The sequence below is a fragment of the Nocardioides sp. Z50_6 genome (assembly GCF_058215755.1).
In genome coordinates, this window is record NZ_JBZAJB010000003.1 from 1 (window position 1) to 17,195 (window position 17,195).

At 72.9% G+C, this 17,195-nt stretch carries 12 protein-coding genes and 1 pseudogene; 11 read left to right on the top strand and 2 right to left on the bottom strand.

Annotation, left to right across the window (positions count from 1 at the left end; translation table 11 throughout):
- Both AC4BGE_RS09070 and AC4BGE_RS09075 read left to right on the top strand, forming a co-directional pair.
- Window positions 1–225 (top strand): annotated as a pseudogene (locus AC4BGE_RS09070) (hypothetical protein); the annotation flags it as partial.
- A 75-nt stretch (window positions 226–300) separates the two neighbouring features.
- Complete coding sequence (locus tag AC4BGE_RS09075) at window positions 301–1,941, top strand: glycoside hydrolase family 3 N-terminal domain-containing protein (RefSeq protein ID WP_490575076.1); 1,641 nt, start codon at window positions 301–303, stop codon at window positions 1,939–1,941.
- Between the two features lie 16 nt (window positions 1,942–1,957).
- On the opposite strand, the gene AC4BGE_RS09080 is transcribed toward AC4BGE_RS09075, so the two are convergent.
- Complete coding sequence (locus AC4BGE_RS09080) at window positions 1,958–3,154, bottom strand: class I SAM-dependent methyltransferase (RefSeq protein ID WP_490575077.1); 1,197 nt, start codon at window positions 3,152–3,154, stop codon at window positions 1,958–1,960.
- Between the two features lie 200 nt (window positions 3,155–3,354).
- Here AC4BGE_RS09080 and groES point away from each other — a divergent pair, with 200 nt between their 5' ends.
- From groES to AC4BGE_RS09095, 3 genes are all read left to right on the top strand, one after another.
- Window positions 3,355–3,651, top strand: coding sequence for a co-chaperone GroES (gene groES, locus AC4BGE_RS09085; RefSeq protein WP_489965135.1), 297 nt, complete (start codon window positions 3,355–3,357; stop codon window positions 3,649–3,651).
- An 89-nt stretch (window positions 3,652–3,740) separates the two neighbouring features.
- Entirely contained in the window at window positions 3,741–5,357 is a 1,617-nt protein-coding gene (gene groL, locus AC4BGE_RS09090) for a chaperonin GroEL (protein ID WP_490569373.1), read from the top strand.
- 87 nt (window positions 5,358–5,444) lie between these two features.
- On the top strand, window positions 5,445–5,939 hold the full coding sequence (locus tag AC4BGE_RS09095; protein ID WP_490569372.1) for a phosphatase domain-containing protein: 495 nt from the start codon (window positions 5,445–5,447) through the stop codon (window positions 5,937–5,939).
- 8 nt (window positions 5,940–5,947) lie between these two features.
- Here the strand turns inward: AC4BGE_RS09095 and AC4BGE_RS09100 are convergent, their stop codons facing one another.
- Window positions 5,948–7,441: a hypothetical protein gene (locus AC4BGE_RS09100; protein WP_490575078.1), complete on the bottom strand. Its 1,494-nt coding sequence runs from the start codon at window positions 7,439–7,441 to the stop codon at window positions 5,948–5,950.
- Window positions 7,442–7,515: 74 nt separating this feature from the next.
- On the opposite strand from AC4BGE_RS09100, the gene guaB reads away from it, so the two are divergent.
- The 6 genes from guaB to guaA all read left to right on the top strand — a co-directional run bounded on the left by guaB (window position 7,516) and on the right by guaA (window position 17,187).
- Complete coding sequence (guaB, locus tag AC4BGE_RS09105; RefSeq protein ID WP_490575079.1) at window positions 7,516–9,018, top strand: IMP dehydrogenase; 1,503 nt, start codon at window positions 7,516–7,518, stop codon at window positions 9,016–9,018.
- A gap of 48 nt (window positions 9,019–9,066) precedes the next feature.
- Window positions 9,067–10,173, top strand: a complete 1,107-nt coding sequence (locus AC4BGE_RS09110; RefSeq protein WP_490575080.1) for a GuaB3 family IMP dehydrogenase-related protein — start codon at window positions 9,067–9,069, stop codon at window positions 10,171–10,173.
- A 68-nt stretch (window positions 10,174–10,241) separates the two neighbouring features.
- The gene (locus tag AC4BGE_RS09115; RefSeq protein ID WP_490575081.1) at window positions 10,242–11,969 is read left to right on the top strand and encodes a glycerol-3-phosphate dehydrogenase/oxidase; all 1,728 of its coding nucleotides are present in this window, start codon (window positions 10,242–10,244) and stop codon (window positions 11,967–11,969) included.
- A 75-nt stretch (window positions 11,970–12,044) separates the two neighbouring features.
- Window positions 12,045–13,658, top strand: a complete 1,614-nt coding sequence (locus AC4BGE_RS09120; RefSeq protein ID WP_490575082.1) for a succinic semialdehyde dehydrogenase — start codon at window positions 12,045–12,047, stop codon at window positions 13,656–13,658.
- Window positions 13,658–15,421 (top strand): GMC oxidoreductase, encoded by a 1,764-nt coding sequence (locus tag AC4BGE_RS09125; protein WP_490575083.1) that lies wholly within the window; start codon window positions 13,658–13,660, stop codon window positions 15,419–15,421. The genes AC4BGE_RS09120 and AC4BGE_RS09125 overlap by 1 nt, the downstream gene beginning before the upstream one ends.
- 188 nt (window positions 15,422–15,609) lie before the next feature.
- Entirely contained in the window at window positions 15,610–17,187 is a 1,578-nt protein-coding gene (guaA, locus tag AC4BGE_RS09130) for a glutamine-hydrolyzing GMP synthase (protein ID WP_490569365.1), read from the top strand.
- Window positions 17,188–17,195 lie beyond the last annotated feature (8 nt).

A 17,195-nucleotide genomic window follows, 5' to 3' on the forward strand; every position in this document is an offset into this window, starting at 1 on the left:
ACCGACGACGAGGTTGCCGAGGCGGAGGCCTGGATGGAGCTGCGGGAGTCGCTGTTCATGGGCAACACGCTGCGGGGCCTGCTCCTGTACGGGTACGCGTTCGCCACGATCGGCACCATCGCCGGGTACGCCGCGATCGCCGCCTTCGTGGGCGCTGCTCTCTTCCTGATCCTGGGCCTGCTCGGTCTCGCCCACTCGCGCAAGGTTGCCAGCGCGGAGGCCTGAGCGGTTCGGAAGGAACGGCTCGTCCCCTCGGGGACGGGCCGTTCTGCGTGTCCGGAGCCTCTAGACTCCCTCCTCATGCCGCTCCCCGTGAACAGGCGCAGGCTCCCACCGCTGCTCCCCGTGGTGCTCGTGCTGGCCGTCCTCCTCGCCGCCTGCAGCTCCCCGGGCCCGGCGACGCAGGAGCCCCGGGGGCGGGCGGACGAGGCCGTCCCCGAGGCGGGCGTCCTGGCCGCCGCGGAGCCCTCGGCCGCCGAGGCCCTCGGGCTCGCCGAGGGGTGGGGTCCTACGGCGGCCGAGCTGGACCACGCCGCCACCCTGGTGGCGGGGCTGAGTACCGCCGAGCTCGCCGGCCAGGTGATGGTGGTGCCCTGGTCGGGGGTCCGCGCGCCCACCCGGCTGCTGCGCCGCCACCATGTCGGTGGGTTCATCTGGTTCTCCGACAACGTCGTCTCCGTGGCGCAGGTGCGCCGGGTCAACCGGGCGCTGCGCCGGGCCTCTGGCCGGGAGTGGCCCCTGTTCCTCGGGATCGACCAGGAGGGGGGAGCCGTGGCCCGTCTCGAGCGCGGCGTGACCCGGCTGCCCAGCTTCATGACGGCCGGTGCGGCCCGCCGCCCCGGGCTGACCCGGGCGGCCGCGGCAGCCGGCGGGCGCGAGCTGAGGGCTTTGGGGTTCACCGCCAACTTCGCCCCGGTCGCCGACGTCACCGTGGGTCCCGCGGACCCCACCATCGGCGCCCGGTCGGCCTCGTCCTCGCCCGCCCAGGTCGCGGTGCAGGCGCTGGCCGCGGTCCGCGGGCTGGGTGACGCGGGCCTGGTGGCCCCGCTCAAGCACTTCCCCGGGCACGGGTCGGTGCGCGGCGACAGCCATCTCACCCTGCCCCGGCAGGAACGCCGCCTGGCGGCGCTGCGCCGCGCCGACCTGAGGCCCTTCGCCGAGGCGGTGCGCGCCGGCGCCCCCGCGGTGATGACCGGCCACCTCGACGTGCGGGCGGTGGACCCCGGCACCCCCGCCTCGCTGTCACGTCGCGTGGTGCACGGGCTGCTGCGCCAGCAGCTCGGCTTCGACGGCCTGGTCGTCACCGACTCGCTGAGCATGGCGGCGGTCACCCGCACCCGGTCGCCGGAACAGGCGGCGGTCCAGGCGCTGCGCGCGGGGTCCGACGTGCTGCTGATGCCGGCCGACGTGGGCCGGGCTCGCGCCGGGATCGTCCGGGCGGTGCGCCGGGGCCACCTCTCCCGCACCCGGCTGGAGCAGGCTGCGGCGCGTCAGGTCGCCCTGCTCCTGCACCACCGCCGGGCCACGGGCGCGCCGCCCGGGTCGGCCCGGTCCGCGGCCCTGGCCTGGTCCCGGGCCGCGGTGACGGTCGCCTCCGGGCCGTGCCACGGGCGGCTGGTGGGGCGCCGGGTGACGCCGGTGGGCGACCGGGGCGCGGTCCGGGCCTTCCTGCCCGCCGCCCGGGCCGCCGGGCTGCGGGTGGGACCGCGAGGAGCCCGGGTCGCCTTCCTGCGCCCCGGGGCCCCCGCGCTCCCCGCGGCCGTGACGGTGGCGGTCGACGCCCCCTGGGTGCTGGCCCGGGCCCGGTCGCGGGTCCGGGTGGCGGCCTACGGCGACACCCCGCTGGCGATGCGGGCGGTGGCCGACGTGCTGGTCGGCCGGCGGCCGGCTCCCGGACGGTTGCCGGTGCCGGTTCCCGGGTCGCAGCGACCCGGCTGCTGAGCCCAGGTCGGGCGGCTCAGAACGGGCGCACCAGCAGTGCCCGGCCGACGCCGTCGACCCGGGTCAGCACCACCGTCGCCTCCTCGTCGCCGGTGAGCGCCAGTCGCTTGCGCAGCTGCTCGGGCACCACCTCGACGCCACGCTTCTTGATCGTCAGCGGGCCGATGTTGCGCGCGACCAGCGCGGCCCGCAGCTGCTTCTCCCGGAAGGGCAGCTCGTCGATGACGTAGTAGGAGCGCATGAAGGGGCTGCGGAAGGACTTGTCCGAGGTGACGTAGGCGATGTGGGGGTCGAGCAGGCCGCCCTCGACCCCGGCCGCGACCGCGGTCACCAGTCCGGCCCGGATGACCGCGCCGTCCGGCTCGTAGAGGTGCTGGCCCAGCGGGCGCACCGGGCGCTCCTGCCCGTCGTAGGGGTCGTCCTCGGCCGTCAGGGAGGCGAGGCCCGCCCCGGAGATCACCGTCGCCCGGCGGCTGGTGGTGGCCAGCGAGGACGACCAGAGCGCCGCTTCCTTGACCTCGCCCTCGTCGCTGACCCACTCCGCCTCGACGCCCTCGGGGACCAGGTCGTGACCGATGCCGGGGGCCACCTTGACCACGGCGCTCGCCGCCCGCCCGCCGGTGAGGAGGTCGGCCACGAACGACCAGGGCGGGGTCCATCCCTCCCGGTCGAAGACACGGCCGCGCGCGCCTCGTCGGGCGGGATCGGCGAAGACCGCGCCGAAGGTGCCGAGGTCCAGGGCCGTGGCGTCGGCGGCCATCACCGCGCCCGCGAGCCCGAGAGCGGCCAGGTTGGCCTCCGCCATCGCCACCCGGACCGGGTCGAGGTCGACCCCGGCGCTGACCAGCCCGGCGCGGGAGAAGGCGGCCAGGTCGCCGCCGATCCCGCAGCCGAGGTCGACCACCGACGCGGGCCGCGCCGCGGCCAGCCGGGCGGCCCGGTGGTCGGCGACCCGGCGCCGGGTCGCCTGCTCCAGCGCGTCGGGGGTGAAGTACATCGAGACCGCGTCCTCGCCGAACTTGGGCACGGCGCGGACCCTCAGCCCGACGGTGGTCAGGGCCGCGGCGGCCCGGTCGGGGTCGTGACCCAGCCGGCGGACGGCGGCGGCGGCGCGCAGGGGATCGCCCTCGGCGTCGGCATAGGCATGGGTGGCCTGCTCCAGCAGTCGCTGGCCGTCGTCGGTGAGCAGCCAGCGGAAGGTCTCCAGGTCCACGGACGACATAGTGGCAGGAGGGGACCTCTCTGGCACTCGGTCAGGGGGAGTGCTAACGTTTCCACTGGCACTCTCACCCTGAGGCTGCCAACACTCGTGAACGGTCCGTGATCCCCGCGACGGCGCTGGCCAGCCACGAGAACCCAGACAGTCCGCGCCCCGCGGGCGCACGCTACGTGGAGAAAGTGGAGGTCGGCACTGTGTCGGTCAACATCAAGCCCCTCGAGGACCGCATCGTCGTCAAGCCGCTCGACGCCGAGCAGACCACGGCCTCTGGCCTGGTCATCCCGGACACCGCCAAGGAGAAGCCCCAGGAGGGCGAGGTCGTGGCCGTGGGTCCGGGTCGCTTCGGCGAGGGTGGCACCGAGCGCATTCCCATGGACATCTCCGTGGGCGACAAGGTCATCTACAGCAAGTACGGCGGCACCGAGGTGAAGTACTCCGGTGGCGAGTACCTCATCCTCTCCGGCCGCGACGTGCTGGCCATCGTTTCCTGATCGTTCCCCGGTCCCGGACGCCCCGGCCCACCGTGCACCTGTGCCGGTCGGCCGGGCGTCCGGGTCCGTCCATTTGAGGAGGAGTCCACATGCCCAAGATCCTGGAGTTCGACGAGAACGCTCGTCGTGCCCTCGAGCGCGGAGTCGACGCGCTCGCCAACACCGTCAAGGTGACGCTCGGCCCGAAGGGGCGCTACGTCGTCCTGGACAAGAAGTGGGGCGCCCCCACGATCACCAACGACGGTGTCACCGTCGCGCGTGAGATCGAGCTCGACGACCCGTTCGAGAACCTCGGCGCCCAGCTCACCAAGGAGGTCGCCACCAAGACCAACGACATCGCGGGTGACGGCACCACCACCGCGACCGTGCTGGCCCAGGCGATGGTCCACGAGGGCCTGCGCGCCGTCGCGGCCGGCGCGAACCCGATGGGTCTCAAGCGCGGCATGGACGCCGCCGCCGAGGCGGTCGGCGACGCGCTGCGCGAGGCGGCCCGCGAGGTGGAGTCCAAGGAGGACATGGCCTCGGTGGCCACCATCTCCAGCCGCGACGCCCACATCGGCGAGCTGCTCGCCGAGGCCTTCGACAAGGTCGGCAAGGACGGCGTGATCACCGTCGAGGAGTCCAACACCATGGGCACCGAGCTGGAGTTCACCGAGGGGATGCAGTTCGACAAGGGCTACATCTCGGCGTACTTCGTCTCCGACCCCGAGCGGATGGAGGCCGTCCTGGACGACCCCTACATCCTCCTGGTGCAGAGCAAGATCTCCTCGGTCGCCGAGCTGCTGCCCCTGCTGGAGAAGGTCATCGCCACCGGGAAGCCGCTCTTCATCCTCGCCGAGGACGTCGAGGGCGAGGCGCTCTCCACCCTGGTGGTCAACAAGATCCGCGGCACCTTCAACGCGGTGGCCGTCAAGAGCCCCGCCTTCGGTGACCGCCGCAAGGCGATGATGCAGGACATCGCGACCCTGACCGGTGGTCAGGTCATCGCCGCCGAGGTCGGCCTCAAGCTCGACCAGGTCGGGCTCGAGGTCCTGGGCCAGGCCCGCCGGGTCGTGGTCACCAAGGACGAGACCACCATCGTCGACGGCGCCGGCGACAAGGCCGAGGTCGAGGGCCGGGTCAACCAGATCAAGGCCGAGATCGAGAACACCGACTCCGACTGGGACCGGGAGAAGCTCCAGGAGCGGCTCGCGAAGCTGGCCGGCGGCGTGTGCGTCATCAAGGTCGGCGCCCACACCGAGGTCGAGCTCAAGGAGAAGAAGCACCGGATCGAGGACGCCGTCTCCGCGACGCGCGCCGCGATCGAGGAGGGCATCGTCGCCGGCGGCGGCTCCGCCCTGGTGCACGCCGTCTCCGTGCTCGAGGACAACCTCGGGCTGACCGGCGACGAGGCGATGGGTGTGCGCATCGTGCGTCGCTCCGCCGACGAGCCGCTGCGCTGGATCGCGGAGAACGGTGGGATCAACGGCTACGTCGTGACCACCAAGGTCCGTGAGCTGGGCGTCGGCAACGGCTACAACGCCGCCACCGACGAGTACGGCGACCTGGTCGCCCAGGGGGTGCTCGACCCGGTCAAGGTCACGCGCTCGGCCCTGGTCAACGCCACCTCGATCGCCGGCATGCTGCTGACGACCGAGACCCTGGTCGTGGAGAAGCCCGCCGACGAGGACGAGGCTCCGGCCGCCGGCCACGGCCACGGCCACTGACCGACGCCTCACCACACGCTGCGGCCCGCCGCCCCCCAGGGGGTGGCGGGCCGTCGCCATTTCGGCGACCGCCCGTACGGTGTGGGGGTGGAGAAGCGTCAGGTCGCGGTCGTCGACATCGACGGCGTGCTCGCCGACGTGCGCCACCGCGTGCGTCACGTGACGTCCTCGCCCAAGGACTGGGGCGCCTTCTTCGCCGCCGCCCGGCACGACCCGCCGCTCGCCGAGGGGATCGAGGTGGTCCGCCGGCTGGCCGAGGTCTACGACATCGTCTACCTCTCCGGGCGCCCGGAGCAGTGCCGGCGCGACACCGAGGAGTGGTTCCGCCGCCACCGGCTGCCGCCCGGCGAGCTGCTGCTGCGCGGGAGCCGGGACCGGCGACCGGCTCGGGTGATGAAGGTCGGCGAGCTGCGGCGGATCGCCACGGAGGCCGAGGTCGTGGTGCACGTCGACGACGACCCGGAGGTGGTCGCGGCCTCCCGCGCCGCCGGCTTCGACGTGCTCCCCGCGACCTGGATGCCGGAGCAGGCCGACGAGGCCGCCGCCCTGCACCACGCCCAGGAGGCGGAGGGCCGGAGCTGAGCGCAGCCTCAGCAGCGGGGCCGGGGGACCGCCCGGTCCGCGGTCTTGAGGCGCCAGATCCGCTTGGCCATCCCGCACTCGGGCACCGTGACGTCGTAGCGGCTCTCCACCGCCTTGCGGAGCCGGTGGCCGGCCTCGGCATTCCAGACCTCGAACGGGGCCACCTCCACCAGCCAGGTCGGGGCGTCGGGCCCCTCCACCAGCGAGACGAGCTCCTCGTAGTCGGGGTCCAGCGTGCGCATCGGGAGGCTCCACATGTACGGGTACGGCGAGGGGAGGCCGCTGCCGGCCTGCACGTCCGCGCGTCCGCCGAAGACGGTCAGCGTGTCACCGGGCTCGGCGACCTCGGCCACCGAGGAGCCGGTGTCGTCCTCACCGGTGCTGCCTATCCAGCCCGGGTCGACGACCAGCCAGGCCGTCACGCAGACCAGGCAGGAGACCGCGGCCGCGATCACCGGGCCCGGCACGAGCATCGCGCCGCGCTCCAGGGTGCCGCAGAGCGCCGCGAGGGCCAGCGCGGTGGCCGGGACGAGGGCGAAGAGGTAGTCGCGCCAGAAGCTCCCACTGGCGACGAGGGCGTAGAGCTCGTAGGCGACCATCGCGGTGATGGCCGCGGTCAGGGCGGGATGGGCACGGAACAGACGGGGGAGTCGCGCGACGAAGAGGCTGAGGACCACCGCTATCCCGGAGAGGAACGCCACCGCGAGCAGCCCCAGCGCCCGCAGGTGGTTGGCGGCGGAGGGGCGCGCCTCCAGGACGGCGTTGGCGTCGGCGCGGAAGCCGACGACGGCGTAGGCCAGGGTGTCGAGGTCGACACCGGCCCAGAGCGCCCAGAGCACGGTGGCGACGGGCTGGACGGCCGCGCCGACCAGCCCCGCGGCGGCGAGCCGGGCGAACGAGGCCCCGCTGATCCGGTCGGTCGCCCACGAGGCGATCAGCAGCACCGCGGCGAAGACCAGGGACCCCAGCAGGCTCTGCTTGAGCCCCGTGGCCAGCGAGCCGGTCAGCCCCGCCAGCAGGGCCAGCGCCCAGGCGCCGCGGGTCGCCTCGCGGCGCAGTGCCAGGAGGGCGAGCCAGCAGCTCCCCATCACGAGCGGGATGCCGAGCACCTCGCCCTTGACGTCGACGGGGTCGATGAGCGGGTTGCCGAGGATGGCCGCGGTGCAGATCGCCACCCAGACCGGCGCCCTCTCCCCGGCGATGCTCCGGGCCGCGCCGGCCGCGAGGAGGACGACGAGCGCGCAGCCGACCGCTCCCAGGATGCGGACCGCGGTGATGCCACCGAGGGCGTCGAGCACCCGGAAGACGAGGATCAGCAGGGGCGGACGGTCCACGAAGTAGGGGCCGTAGAGGGAGTCGGGCGCAGGGTCCCAGCTGCGGGCCACCAGTGTGAAACCCGCCTCGTCCGCGCCCGGGGACTGGCCGACGCCGAGGAGGCGCAGGACGAGCACGACGAGTGCGCATCCACCGACCACCCAGCGGTGGTGCTGCTTGAGCGGCATGTCCCCCCTCGGGTGTGGTCTGCCCTGAGCCAGCATGCGGCTCGGATCCTGTGTGGTCAAAGTAGGATGGAGAGGTGGAGATCCCTGAGAAGTTCGCAAGCCTCGGCCTCACCTACGACGACGTGCTGCTGCTGCCGGGGGAGTCCGACCTCGCGCCCGACGAGATCGACACCACGACGCGGCTGACCCGGGAGATCTCCCTGCGCGTGCCCCTGATCAGCGCCGCCATGGACACCGTCACCGAGTCGCGGATGGCGATCGCCATGGCCCGTGAGGGCGGCATGGGCGTGCTCCACCGCAACCTGTCGATCGAGGACCAGGCCTACCAGGTCGACCTGGTCAAGCGGACCCAGACCGGCATCATCTCCAACCCCGTGGTGATCGGGCCGGACGCCACCCTGGAGGACCTCGACCGCATCTGCGGGGAGTACCGGGTCTCCGGGCTCCCGGTGGTCGACGGCGACCAGCGGCTCCTGGGCATCATCACCAACCGCGACCTGCGCTTCACCCCCCTGGCCGAGTGGGCGACCACCAAGGTCGACGAGGTGATGACCCACATGCCGCTGGTCACCGGCGAGGTGGGCATCTCGCGGGAGGACGCCACCGCACTGCTGCGCCAGCACAAGCGCGAGCGACTCCCGCTGGTCGACGCCGACGGCCGCCTGGCCGGGCTGATCACGGTCAAGGACTTCGTGAAGTCCGAGCAGTTCCCCCGCGCCTCCAAGGACGCCGACGGGCGCCTGCTCGTGGGCGCGGCCATCGGCTACTTCGGCGACGCCTGGCAACGCGCCACCACCCTGGTCGAGGCCGGCGTCGACGTGCTGGTCGCCGACACCGCCCACGGTCACGTGCACCTGCTCCTGGAGATGGTCCGCCGGCTCAAGGCCGACCCGGCGACCCGCCACGTCCAGGTGATCGGCGGCAACGTCGCCACCCGCGCGGGCGCCCAGGCCTTCGTCGACGCCGGTGCCGACGCGGTCAAGGTCGGCGTCGGCCCCGGGTCGATCTGCACCACCCGGGTGGTCACCGGCGTCGGTGTCCCGCAGGTCAGCGCCATCTACGAGGCGTCGCTGGCGGCGCGGCCCGCCGGCGTCCCGGTGATCGCCGACGGCGGGATGAAGCACTCCGGCGAGATCGCCAAGGCGCTGGTCGCCGGCGCCGACTCGGTGATGCTGGGCTCGCTGCTCGCCGGCTGCGAGGAGTCCCCGGGCGAGCTGGTCTTCGTCAACGGCAAGCAGTTCAAGTCCTACCGCGGCATGGGATCGCTGGCCGCGATGTCGAGCCGGGGCAAGAAGTCCTACTCCAAGGACCGCTACTTCCAGGCCGAGGTCACCAGCGACGACCAGATCGTGCCCGAGGGCATCGAGGGTCAGGTGGCCTACCGCGGCCCGCTCGGGGCGGTCGCCCACCAGCTGATCGGCGGCCTCAACCAGTCCATGTTCTACGTCGGCGCCCGCACCGTGCCCGAGCTCCAGGAGAAGGGCCAGTTCGTCCGGATCACCTCGGCGTCGCTCAAGGAGAGCCACCCGCACGGCGTCCAGATGACCGTCGAGGCGCCCAACTACTCCGGCCTGTGAGGTCGTGCCCGCCCACACCCGTGACCCGCTCGTGAAAGGCTGCACCCCGTGACCGAGATCGAGATCGGCAAGAACAAGCGTGCCCGCCGGGCCTACGCCTTCGACGACGTGGCCATCGTGCCCTCGCGCCGCACCCGCGACCCCGAGGAGGTGAGCGTGGCGTGGCAGATCGACGCCTACCGCTTCGACCTCCCGGTGCTCGCGGCGCCGATGGACTCGGTGATGTCGCCGGAGACCGCGATCGCCTTCGGGCGGCTCGGCGGGCTGGGCGTGCTCAACCTCGAGGGCCTGTGGACCCGCTACGAGGACCCCTCGCCCCTGCTGGAGGAGGTCGCCTCGCTCTCCGGCGTCGACGCGACCGCGCGGATGCAGGAGATCTACGCCGAGCCGGTCAAGGCCGAGCTGATCAGCGCCCGGCTCCACCAGATGCGTGACGCGGGCGTCACGGTCGCCGGCTCGCTCTCCCCGCAGCGGACCAAGGAGTTCGCCAAGACGGTGGTCGACGCGGGCGTCGACATGTTCGTCATCCGCGGCACCACCGTCTCGGCCGAGCACGTCTCCAGCCAGTCCGAGCCGCTCAACCTCAAGGAGTTCATCTACGAGCTCGACGTGCCGGTGGTCGTCGGCGGCTGCGCGACCTACCAGGCCGCCCTGCACCTGATGCGGACCGGTGCGGCCGGCGTCCTGGTCGGCTTCGGCGGCGGCGCGGCGCACACCACCCGCACCGTGCTGGGGATCGCCGTGCCGATGGCCAGCGCGGTGGCCGACGTCGCCGCGGCCCGCCGCGACTACCTCGACGAGTCGGGCGGGCGCTACGTGCACGTGATCGCGGACGGCTCGATCGGTCGCTCCGGCGACGTGGCCAAGGCGATCGCCTGCGGCGCCGACGCGGTGATGGTCGGCTCGCCGCTGGCCCGGGCCTCGGACGCGCCGGGGCGTGGGTTCCACTGGGGCACCGAGGCGCACCACGCCGACCTGCCGCGCGGGCAGCGCGTCGGCTTCGAGCCCGTCGGGACGCTGGAGGAGATCCTCTTCGGCCCCTCGCACGTGGCCGACGGCACGATGAACCTGATCGGTGCGCTCAAGCGGTCGATGGCCACCACCGGCTACACCGAGCTCAAGGAGTTCCAGCGCGTCGAAGTGGTCCTTGGCTGAGCCCTCGCGACTGCGGGCGTGAGGGGACGCCCGGTCGGCCGGCACCGGCCGTCCGGCAAAATGGAGGCATGGCCACTCCCATCGCACTGAACCCGGCCTCCCGCGCCGCCGCGCTCGAGGCGATGCAGTCCACCGAGCTCGACGTCCTGGTCGTGGGCGGCGGGATCGTCGGCGTCGGCGCGGCGCTCGACGCCGTCACCCGGGGCCTGAGCACGGCGCTGGTCGAGCAGCGCGACCTCGCCAGCGGCACCAGCAGCCGCAGCTCCAAGCTGGTGCACGGCGGGCTGAGGTACCTGGAGATGTTCGACTTCGCGCTGGTCAAGGAGGCGCTGGAGGAGCGCGGCCTGCTGCTGACCCGGCTGGCCCCCCACCTGGTCCGCCCGGTGCCCTTCCTCTACCCGCTGGAGCACGCCTGGCAGCGCCCGTACGTCGGCGCCGGCGTCGCGCTCTACGACTCGATGGCCATGGCCGGCAAGTACGACATGGGCGTGCCGAAGCACAAGCACCTGTTCCGCAAGCAGCTGGCCCGGATGGCGCCCGACCTGCGCACCGACGACCTGCACGGCGCGATCCGCTACTACGACTGCCAGGTCGACGACGCCCGGCTGGTGATGACCGTGGCCCGCACGGCGGCCAACAACGGCGCGCACGTCGCGACCCGGACCAAGGTGACCGGCTTCCTGCGCGAGGGGGACCGGGTGGTCGGGGTGAGTGCCCGGGACCTGGAGAACGGCGTCGACCTGGAGGTGCGGGCCAAGGTCGTGATCAACGCGGCCGGCGTCTGGACCGACCAGATCCAGGAGATGATGGGCGGCGAGGGAGCGCTGGAGGTGGACGCCTCCAAGGGCATCCACCTGGTGGTGCCCCGCGACCGGATCCGCTCCGAGTGCGGCTTCATCACCAAGACCGAGAAGTCGGTGCTCTTCGTGATCCCGTGGGGCCCGCACTGGATCATCGGCACCACCGACACCCCCTGGGACCTCGACCTGGCCCACCCGGCGGCCAGTCGCACCGACATCACCTACCTGCTCGAGCACATCAACCGGCTGCTCAAGGTGCCGCTCGACCTCGAGGACGTGGTCGGGGTCTACGCCGGCCTGCGCCCGCTGCTCAAGCCGCTGCGCAAGGTCGGCGCCGAGGCGGAGACCACCAAGCTGTCGCGGGAGCACACCACGATCAGCCCGGTCCCCGGTCTGGTGCTGATCGCGGGCGGCAAGCTCACCACCTACCGGGTGATGGGCAAGGACGCGGTCGACGTCGCCTTCGACGGCGTCGGGTCGGTGCTGCCCAGCATCACCGACCGGGTCCCGCTGGTCGGGGCCTACGGGTTCGAGACGCGGACCAACCAGCGGGTGGCCCTGGCCCGGGCCGCCGGCCTGCAGGTCGGACGGATCGACCACCTGCTGGGCCGCTACGGCGGCCTGGTCGACGAGGTGCTGGCCCTGGTGGAGGCCCGGCCCGAGCTCGCGGCGCCGCTGACCGGTGCTCCGGACTACCTGGCCGCCGAGGTCGTCTACGCGGTGACCCACGAGGGCGCCCGGCACCTCGACGACGTGCTGACCCGGCGTACCCGGATCTCCATCGAGACCTTCGACCGCGGGGTGCTCGCGGCCCCCGAGGCGGCCCGGCTGATGGCCGGCGAGCTCGACTGGGACGAGGCGACCACCGACTCGGAGGTCGACCACTACCTGCGCCGGGTCGAGGCGGAGCGCCGCAGCCAGCTGATGGCCACCGACCAGGAGGCCGACGAGGCGCGGGTGCAGGCCCCGGAAATCGTGGGCGGTCCGCCCGCCTGACCGGTCGCGGACCCCTGGGAGGCCGGTGCCTACTGCGGGGTAGCAGCGGAGACGTGGGTCACATACTCTCAGTACATGACTGCCAGCTCCCCCCGCGGCCCGCTGACCGACGGTCCCCGTGACCCCGAGCACGACCCGAGCGCCAGCTGGGCGCTCGAGCCCGACTACGTGGCGCGGCTGACGGGCCGGGTCGTCGCCTCCGGGTCGCGGACCCACGAGGTGCGCTCCCCGCTGGACGACGCACCGCTGGCCCGCCTGCCCCAGAGCAGCCCCGAGGACGTCGAGCTCGCCCTGGCCCGGGCGCGCCGCGTCCAGGAGTCGTGGGCCCGGACCCCGGTCGCCGACCGGGCGCGGATGCTGCTGCGGCTGCACGACCTGGTGCTGGACCGGCAGGACGAGATCACCGAGCTCATCTGCCTGGAGTCGGGCAAGGCCCGCAAGGACGCCTTCCTGGAGGTGGCGCACGTCGCGATGACCGCGCGCTACTACGCCCGCACCGGCGCCGGCCACCTCGCCACCCACCGGGTCCCGGGCATGTTCCCGATGCTCACCCGGGTCGACGTCAACCGGATCCCCAAGGGCGTCGTCGGAATCATCTCGCCGTGGAACTACCCCTTCACCCTGGCCCTGTGCGACGGCCTCCCCGCCCTGATGGCCGGCAACGCGGTGGTCGCCAAGCCCGACTCCCAGACCACGCTCACGGCCCTGCTGGGCCTCGAGCTGCTCGAGGCGGCCGGGTTCCCGGTCGACCTGTGGCAGGTCGTGGCCGGCCAGGGGGCCGAGGTCGGCACCCCGCTGATCGCCGGCGTCGACTACCTCTGCTTCACCGGCTCCACCGCTACCGGCAGGGTGATCGCCCAGCAGTGCGCGGAGCGGCTCATCGGCTGCTCCCTGGAGCTGGGCGGCAAGAACCCGATGCTGGTGCTGCGCGACGCCCAGGTCGAGCGCGCGGCCGACGGCGCGGTGCGGGGCGCCTTCTCCAACTCCGGCCAGCTCTGCATCTCGATGGAGCGCCTCTACGTCGCCGACCAGGTCTACGACCGCTTCGTGGAGCGGTTCGTGGCCCGCACCGAGGCGATGGCCCTGGGGGCCAGCTCCGACTGGGAGGTCGACATGGGGACGCTGATCAGCGCCCGCCAGCTCGAGGCGGTCACCGCCCACGTCGACGACGCGGTGGCCAAGGGTGCCCGGGTGCTGACCGGGGGCCGGGCCCGGCCCGACCTCGGGCCCTACTACTACGAGCCGACCGTGCTCGAGGGCGTCACCCCCGACATGGCCTGCTTCGGCACCGAGACCTTCGGCCCGGTGATCTCCCTCTACCGCTTCCACGACGAGGCGGACGCCGTCTCCCGCGCCAACCAGGGCGGCTACGGGCTGAACGCCTCGGTCTACACCGCCGACGGGACCCGTGGCCGGGAGATCGCCCGGCAGCTGCGCTGCGGCACGGTCAACGTCAACGAGCCGTACGGCGCGGCCTTCGGCACGCTCGCGGCCCCGATGGGCGGGATGCGGGACTCCGGGCTCGGCCGCCGGCAGGGCGCCGAGGGCATCCTGCGCTACACCGAGACCCAGTCGGTGGGCACCCAGCGCGGCCTGCCGATCCGTCCGCCGGCGGGGATGTCGGAGGAGGCCTACGCCCGGATGATGACCGTCAGCCTGCGCCTGCTCAACCGGCTCGGCCGCGCCTGATGGCGCGCCCCCGCGCCGTGGCCGCGCACTACGACGTCCTGGTCATCGGGTCGGGCTTCGGCGGCTCGGTCAGCGCCCTGCGGCTCTCGGAGAAGGGCTACCGGGTCGGCGTGCTCGAGGCGGGCGCCCGGTTCGACGACGCCGACTTCGCCCCCACCTCGTTCGACCTCAAGCGCTACCTGTTCATGCCCGGGGCCGGGCTCTACGGCATCCAGCGCATCGACCTGCTCAAGGACTGCCTGATCCTCGCCGGAGCGGGTGTGGGCGGCGGCTCCCTGGTCTACGCCAACACGCTGTACGAGCCGCTGGACGCGTTCTACCGCGACCCGTCGTGGGCCCACATCACCGACTGGCGGGCCGAGCTGGCGCCCTACTACGACCAGGCCAAGCGGATGCTGGGCGTGGTGGAGAACCCGCTGCGCACCCCCTCGGACGACGTGATGGAGCGGGTCGCGGAGAGGATGGGGGTGGGGGAGACCTTCCACCCGACCCCGGTCGGCGTCTTCTTCGGCGGCCCGGGGCAGACGCCGGGCGAGACGGTGGAGGACCCCTACTTCGGGGGCGCCGGGCCCGCCCGCAACACCTGCCTGGGGTGTGGGGAGTGCATGACGGGCTGCCGTCACAACGCCAAGAACACCCTGGTCAAGAACTACCTCCACCTCGCCGAGCGGCTGGGCGCGGTCGTGCACCCGCTCACCACCGTGACCCGGGTGCGGCCGCGCCCGGAGGGCGGCTACACGGTGCAGGCGCGCTGGACCAAGGCCAAGCTGTCGCGGCGCAACGCGGTCAAGGAGTTCACCTGCGACCAGGTGGTCTTCTCCGCGGCCGCGCTGGGCACCCAGAAGCTGCTGCACAAGCTGAAGGGCGACGGCGACCTGCCGCACGTCTCGGACCGGCTGGGGATGCTGGCGCGGACCAACTCCGAGGCGATCCTCGGGGCGCTCGCGCCCGACCTGGCCACCGACTACAGCCAGGGCGTGGCCATCACCTCCTCCTTCCACCCCGACGAGCACACCCACATCGAGCCGGTCCGCTACGGCAAGGGCAGCAACGTGATGGCGCTGATGCAGACGGTGCTGGCCGACCCGGTGCCCGGACGGTCCCGGGTCCGGACCTGGCTGCGGGAGCTGTGGCGGGAGCGGGCCAACGCCCTGGACCTCTACGACTTCAAGCACTGGTCGGAGCGCTCGGTGATCGCGTTGGTGATGCAGACCCTGGACAACTCGATCACCACGATCCGGGTGCGGACGCCGTTCGGCTGGCGGATGTCGAGCAAGCAGGGGCACGGCGAGCCGAACCCGACGTACATCCCGCAGGCCTACGAGGCGGCCCGCCGGATGGCCGAGGAGATCGGGGGCACGCCGGGGGGCAACATCGGCGAGCCGTTCGAGCGGCCGCTGACGGCCCACTTCATCGGCGGGTGCACCATCGGCGACTCCCCCGAGAACGGGGTCATCGACCCCTACCAGCGACTCTTCGGCCACCCGGGGGTGCACGTCGTCGACGGGTCGGCCATCTCGGCCAACCTCGGCGTCAACCCGTCGCTGACGATCACCGCCCAGGCCGAGCGGGCGATGGCCCTGTGGCCCAACAAGGGAGAGGCGGACCCCAGGCCGGCGCTGGGCGAGGCCTACCGGCCGGTGCCGCCCGTCGAGCCGCGCAACCCGGCGGTGCCGCGGACCGCCCCGGCCGCGCTGCGGCTGCCGATCGTGCAGGTCACCGGGGCGCCACGGGAGCAGATCGGACACGAAATAGTCCGATAGACGGGCATAACTTGGAGTGGTAGGGCATCGTTGTCCTTGAAGTGCAGGCCCGGCACTCCCTCCCATGAAAGCCGGGTCGACGTCCAGGTCCTTTCTCAGCGACGTGGACGATCAGGGCTCGGCCAACCTCCCTCCCCGGTCGGGCCCTGGTGCATTTCCGGTGTCGTCCGCCTCGCTAGAGTGCTGGCATGACTGCGCCTGCTGAGCACGACCTGGTCCTGGTGGTCGACTTCGGGGCGCAGTACGCCCAGCTGATCGCCCGCCGGGTGCGCGAGGCACGGGTCTACTCCGAGATCGTGCCGCACACCATGCCGGTCGCCGAGATGCTCGCCCGCAAGCCCGCGGCCATCATCCTGTCCGGCGGCCCCTCCAGCGTCTACGCCGAGGGGGCGCCCGGCCTGGACTCCTCCCTCTTCGACGCCGGGGTCCCGACGTTCGGGATGTGCTACGGCTTCCAGCTGATGGCCAGCGGTCTCGGTGGCGAGGTGGCCCACACCGGGGCCCGCGAGTACGGCCGGACGCCGGTGCGGGTGGTCGAGCCCGGCACCCTGCTGGCCGAGATCCCCGCCGAGCACAACGTGTGGATGTCCCACGGCGACTCGGTGCGGGCCGCTCCGGACGGCTTCACCGTGCTGGCCTCGACCGACGTCACCCCGGTCGCGGCCTTCGAGCACACCGAGCGCCGGCTCGCCGGGGTCCAGTGGCACCCCGAGGTGCTGCACTCCGAGCACGGCCAGCGGGTGCTCGAGCACTTCCTGCACGAGATCGCGGGCTGCCGCCCCACCTGGACGATGGTCAACATCGTCGAGGAGCAGATCGAGCGGATCCGCAACCAGGTCGGCGAGGGCGGCCGCGCCATCTGCGGGCTCTCCGGCGGCGTCGACTCCGCGGTCGCCGCGGCGCTGGTCCAGCGCGCCATCGGCGACCGCCTCGACTGCGTCTTCGTCGACCACGGGCTGCTGCGCAAGGGCGAGGCCGAGCAGGTGGAGCGCGACTTCGTCGCCGCCACCGGGGTCAAGCTGCACGTGGTCGACGCCGAGGAGCGGTTCCTCTCGGCGCTGTCCGGGGTCACCGACCCCGAGGAGAAGCGCAAGATCATCGGACGCGAGTTCATCCGGGTCTTCGAGGCCGCCGAGGCCGACGTGCTCGGCGAGGCGATGGAGGCGGGCGACAAGGTCGCCTTCCTCGTCCAGGGGACGCTCTACCCCGACGTGGTCGAGTCCGGCGGCGGCGCCGGCACCTCCAACATCAAGTCCCACCACAACGTCGGCGGGCTCCCCGACGACCTCGAGTTCGAGCTGGTCGAGCCGTTGCGCACCCTCTTCAAGGACGAGGTCCGCCTCGTCGGGGAGCAGCTCGGCCTGCCGCCCGAGATCGTCTGGCGCCAGCCCTTCCCCGGTCCCGGGCTCGGGATCCGGATCATCGGCGAGGTCACCCGCGAGCGGCTCGACCTGCTCCGCGAGGCCGACGCCATCGCCCGCGAGGAGCTCACCCGGGCCGGGCTCGACCGCGACGTGTGGCAGATGCCCGTGGTGCTGCTGGCCGACGTCCGCTCCGTCGGCGTCCAGGGCGACGGCCGCACCTACGGGCACCCCGTCGTGCTGCGCCCGGTGACCTCGGAGGACGCGATGACGGCCGACTGGGCCCGGCTGCCTTACGAGGTGCTGGAGCGGATCTCGACGCGGATCACCAACGAGGTGGCCGAGGTCAACCGGGTCACGGTCGACATCACCTCGAAGCCGCCGGGCACCATCGAGTGGGAGTGAGTCACGAC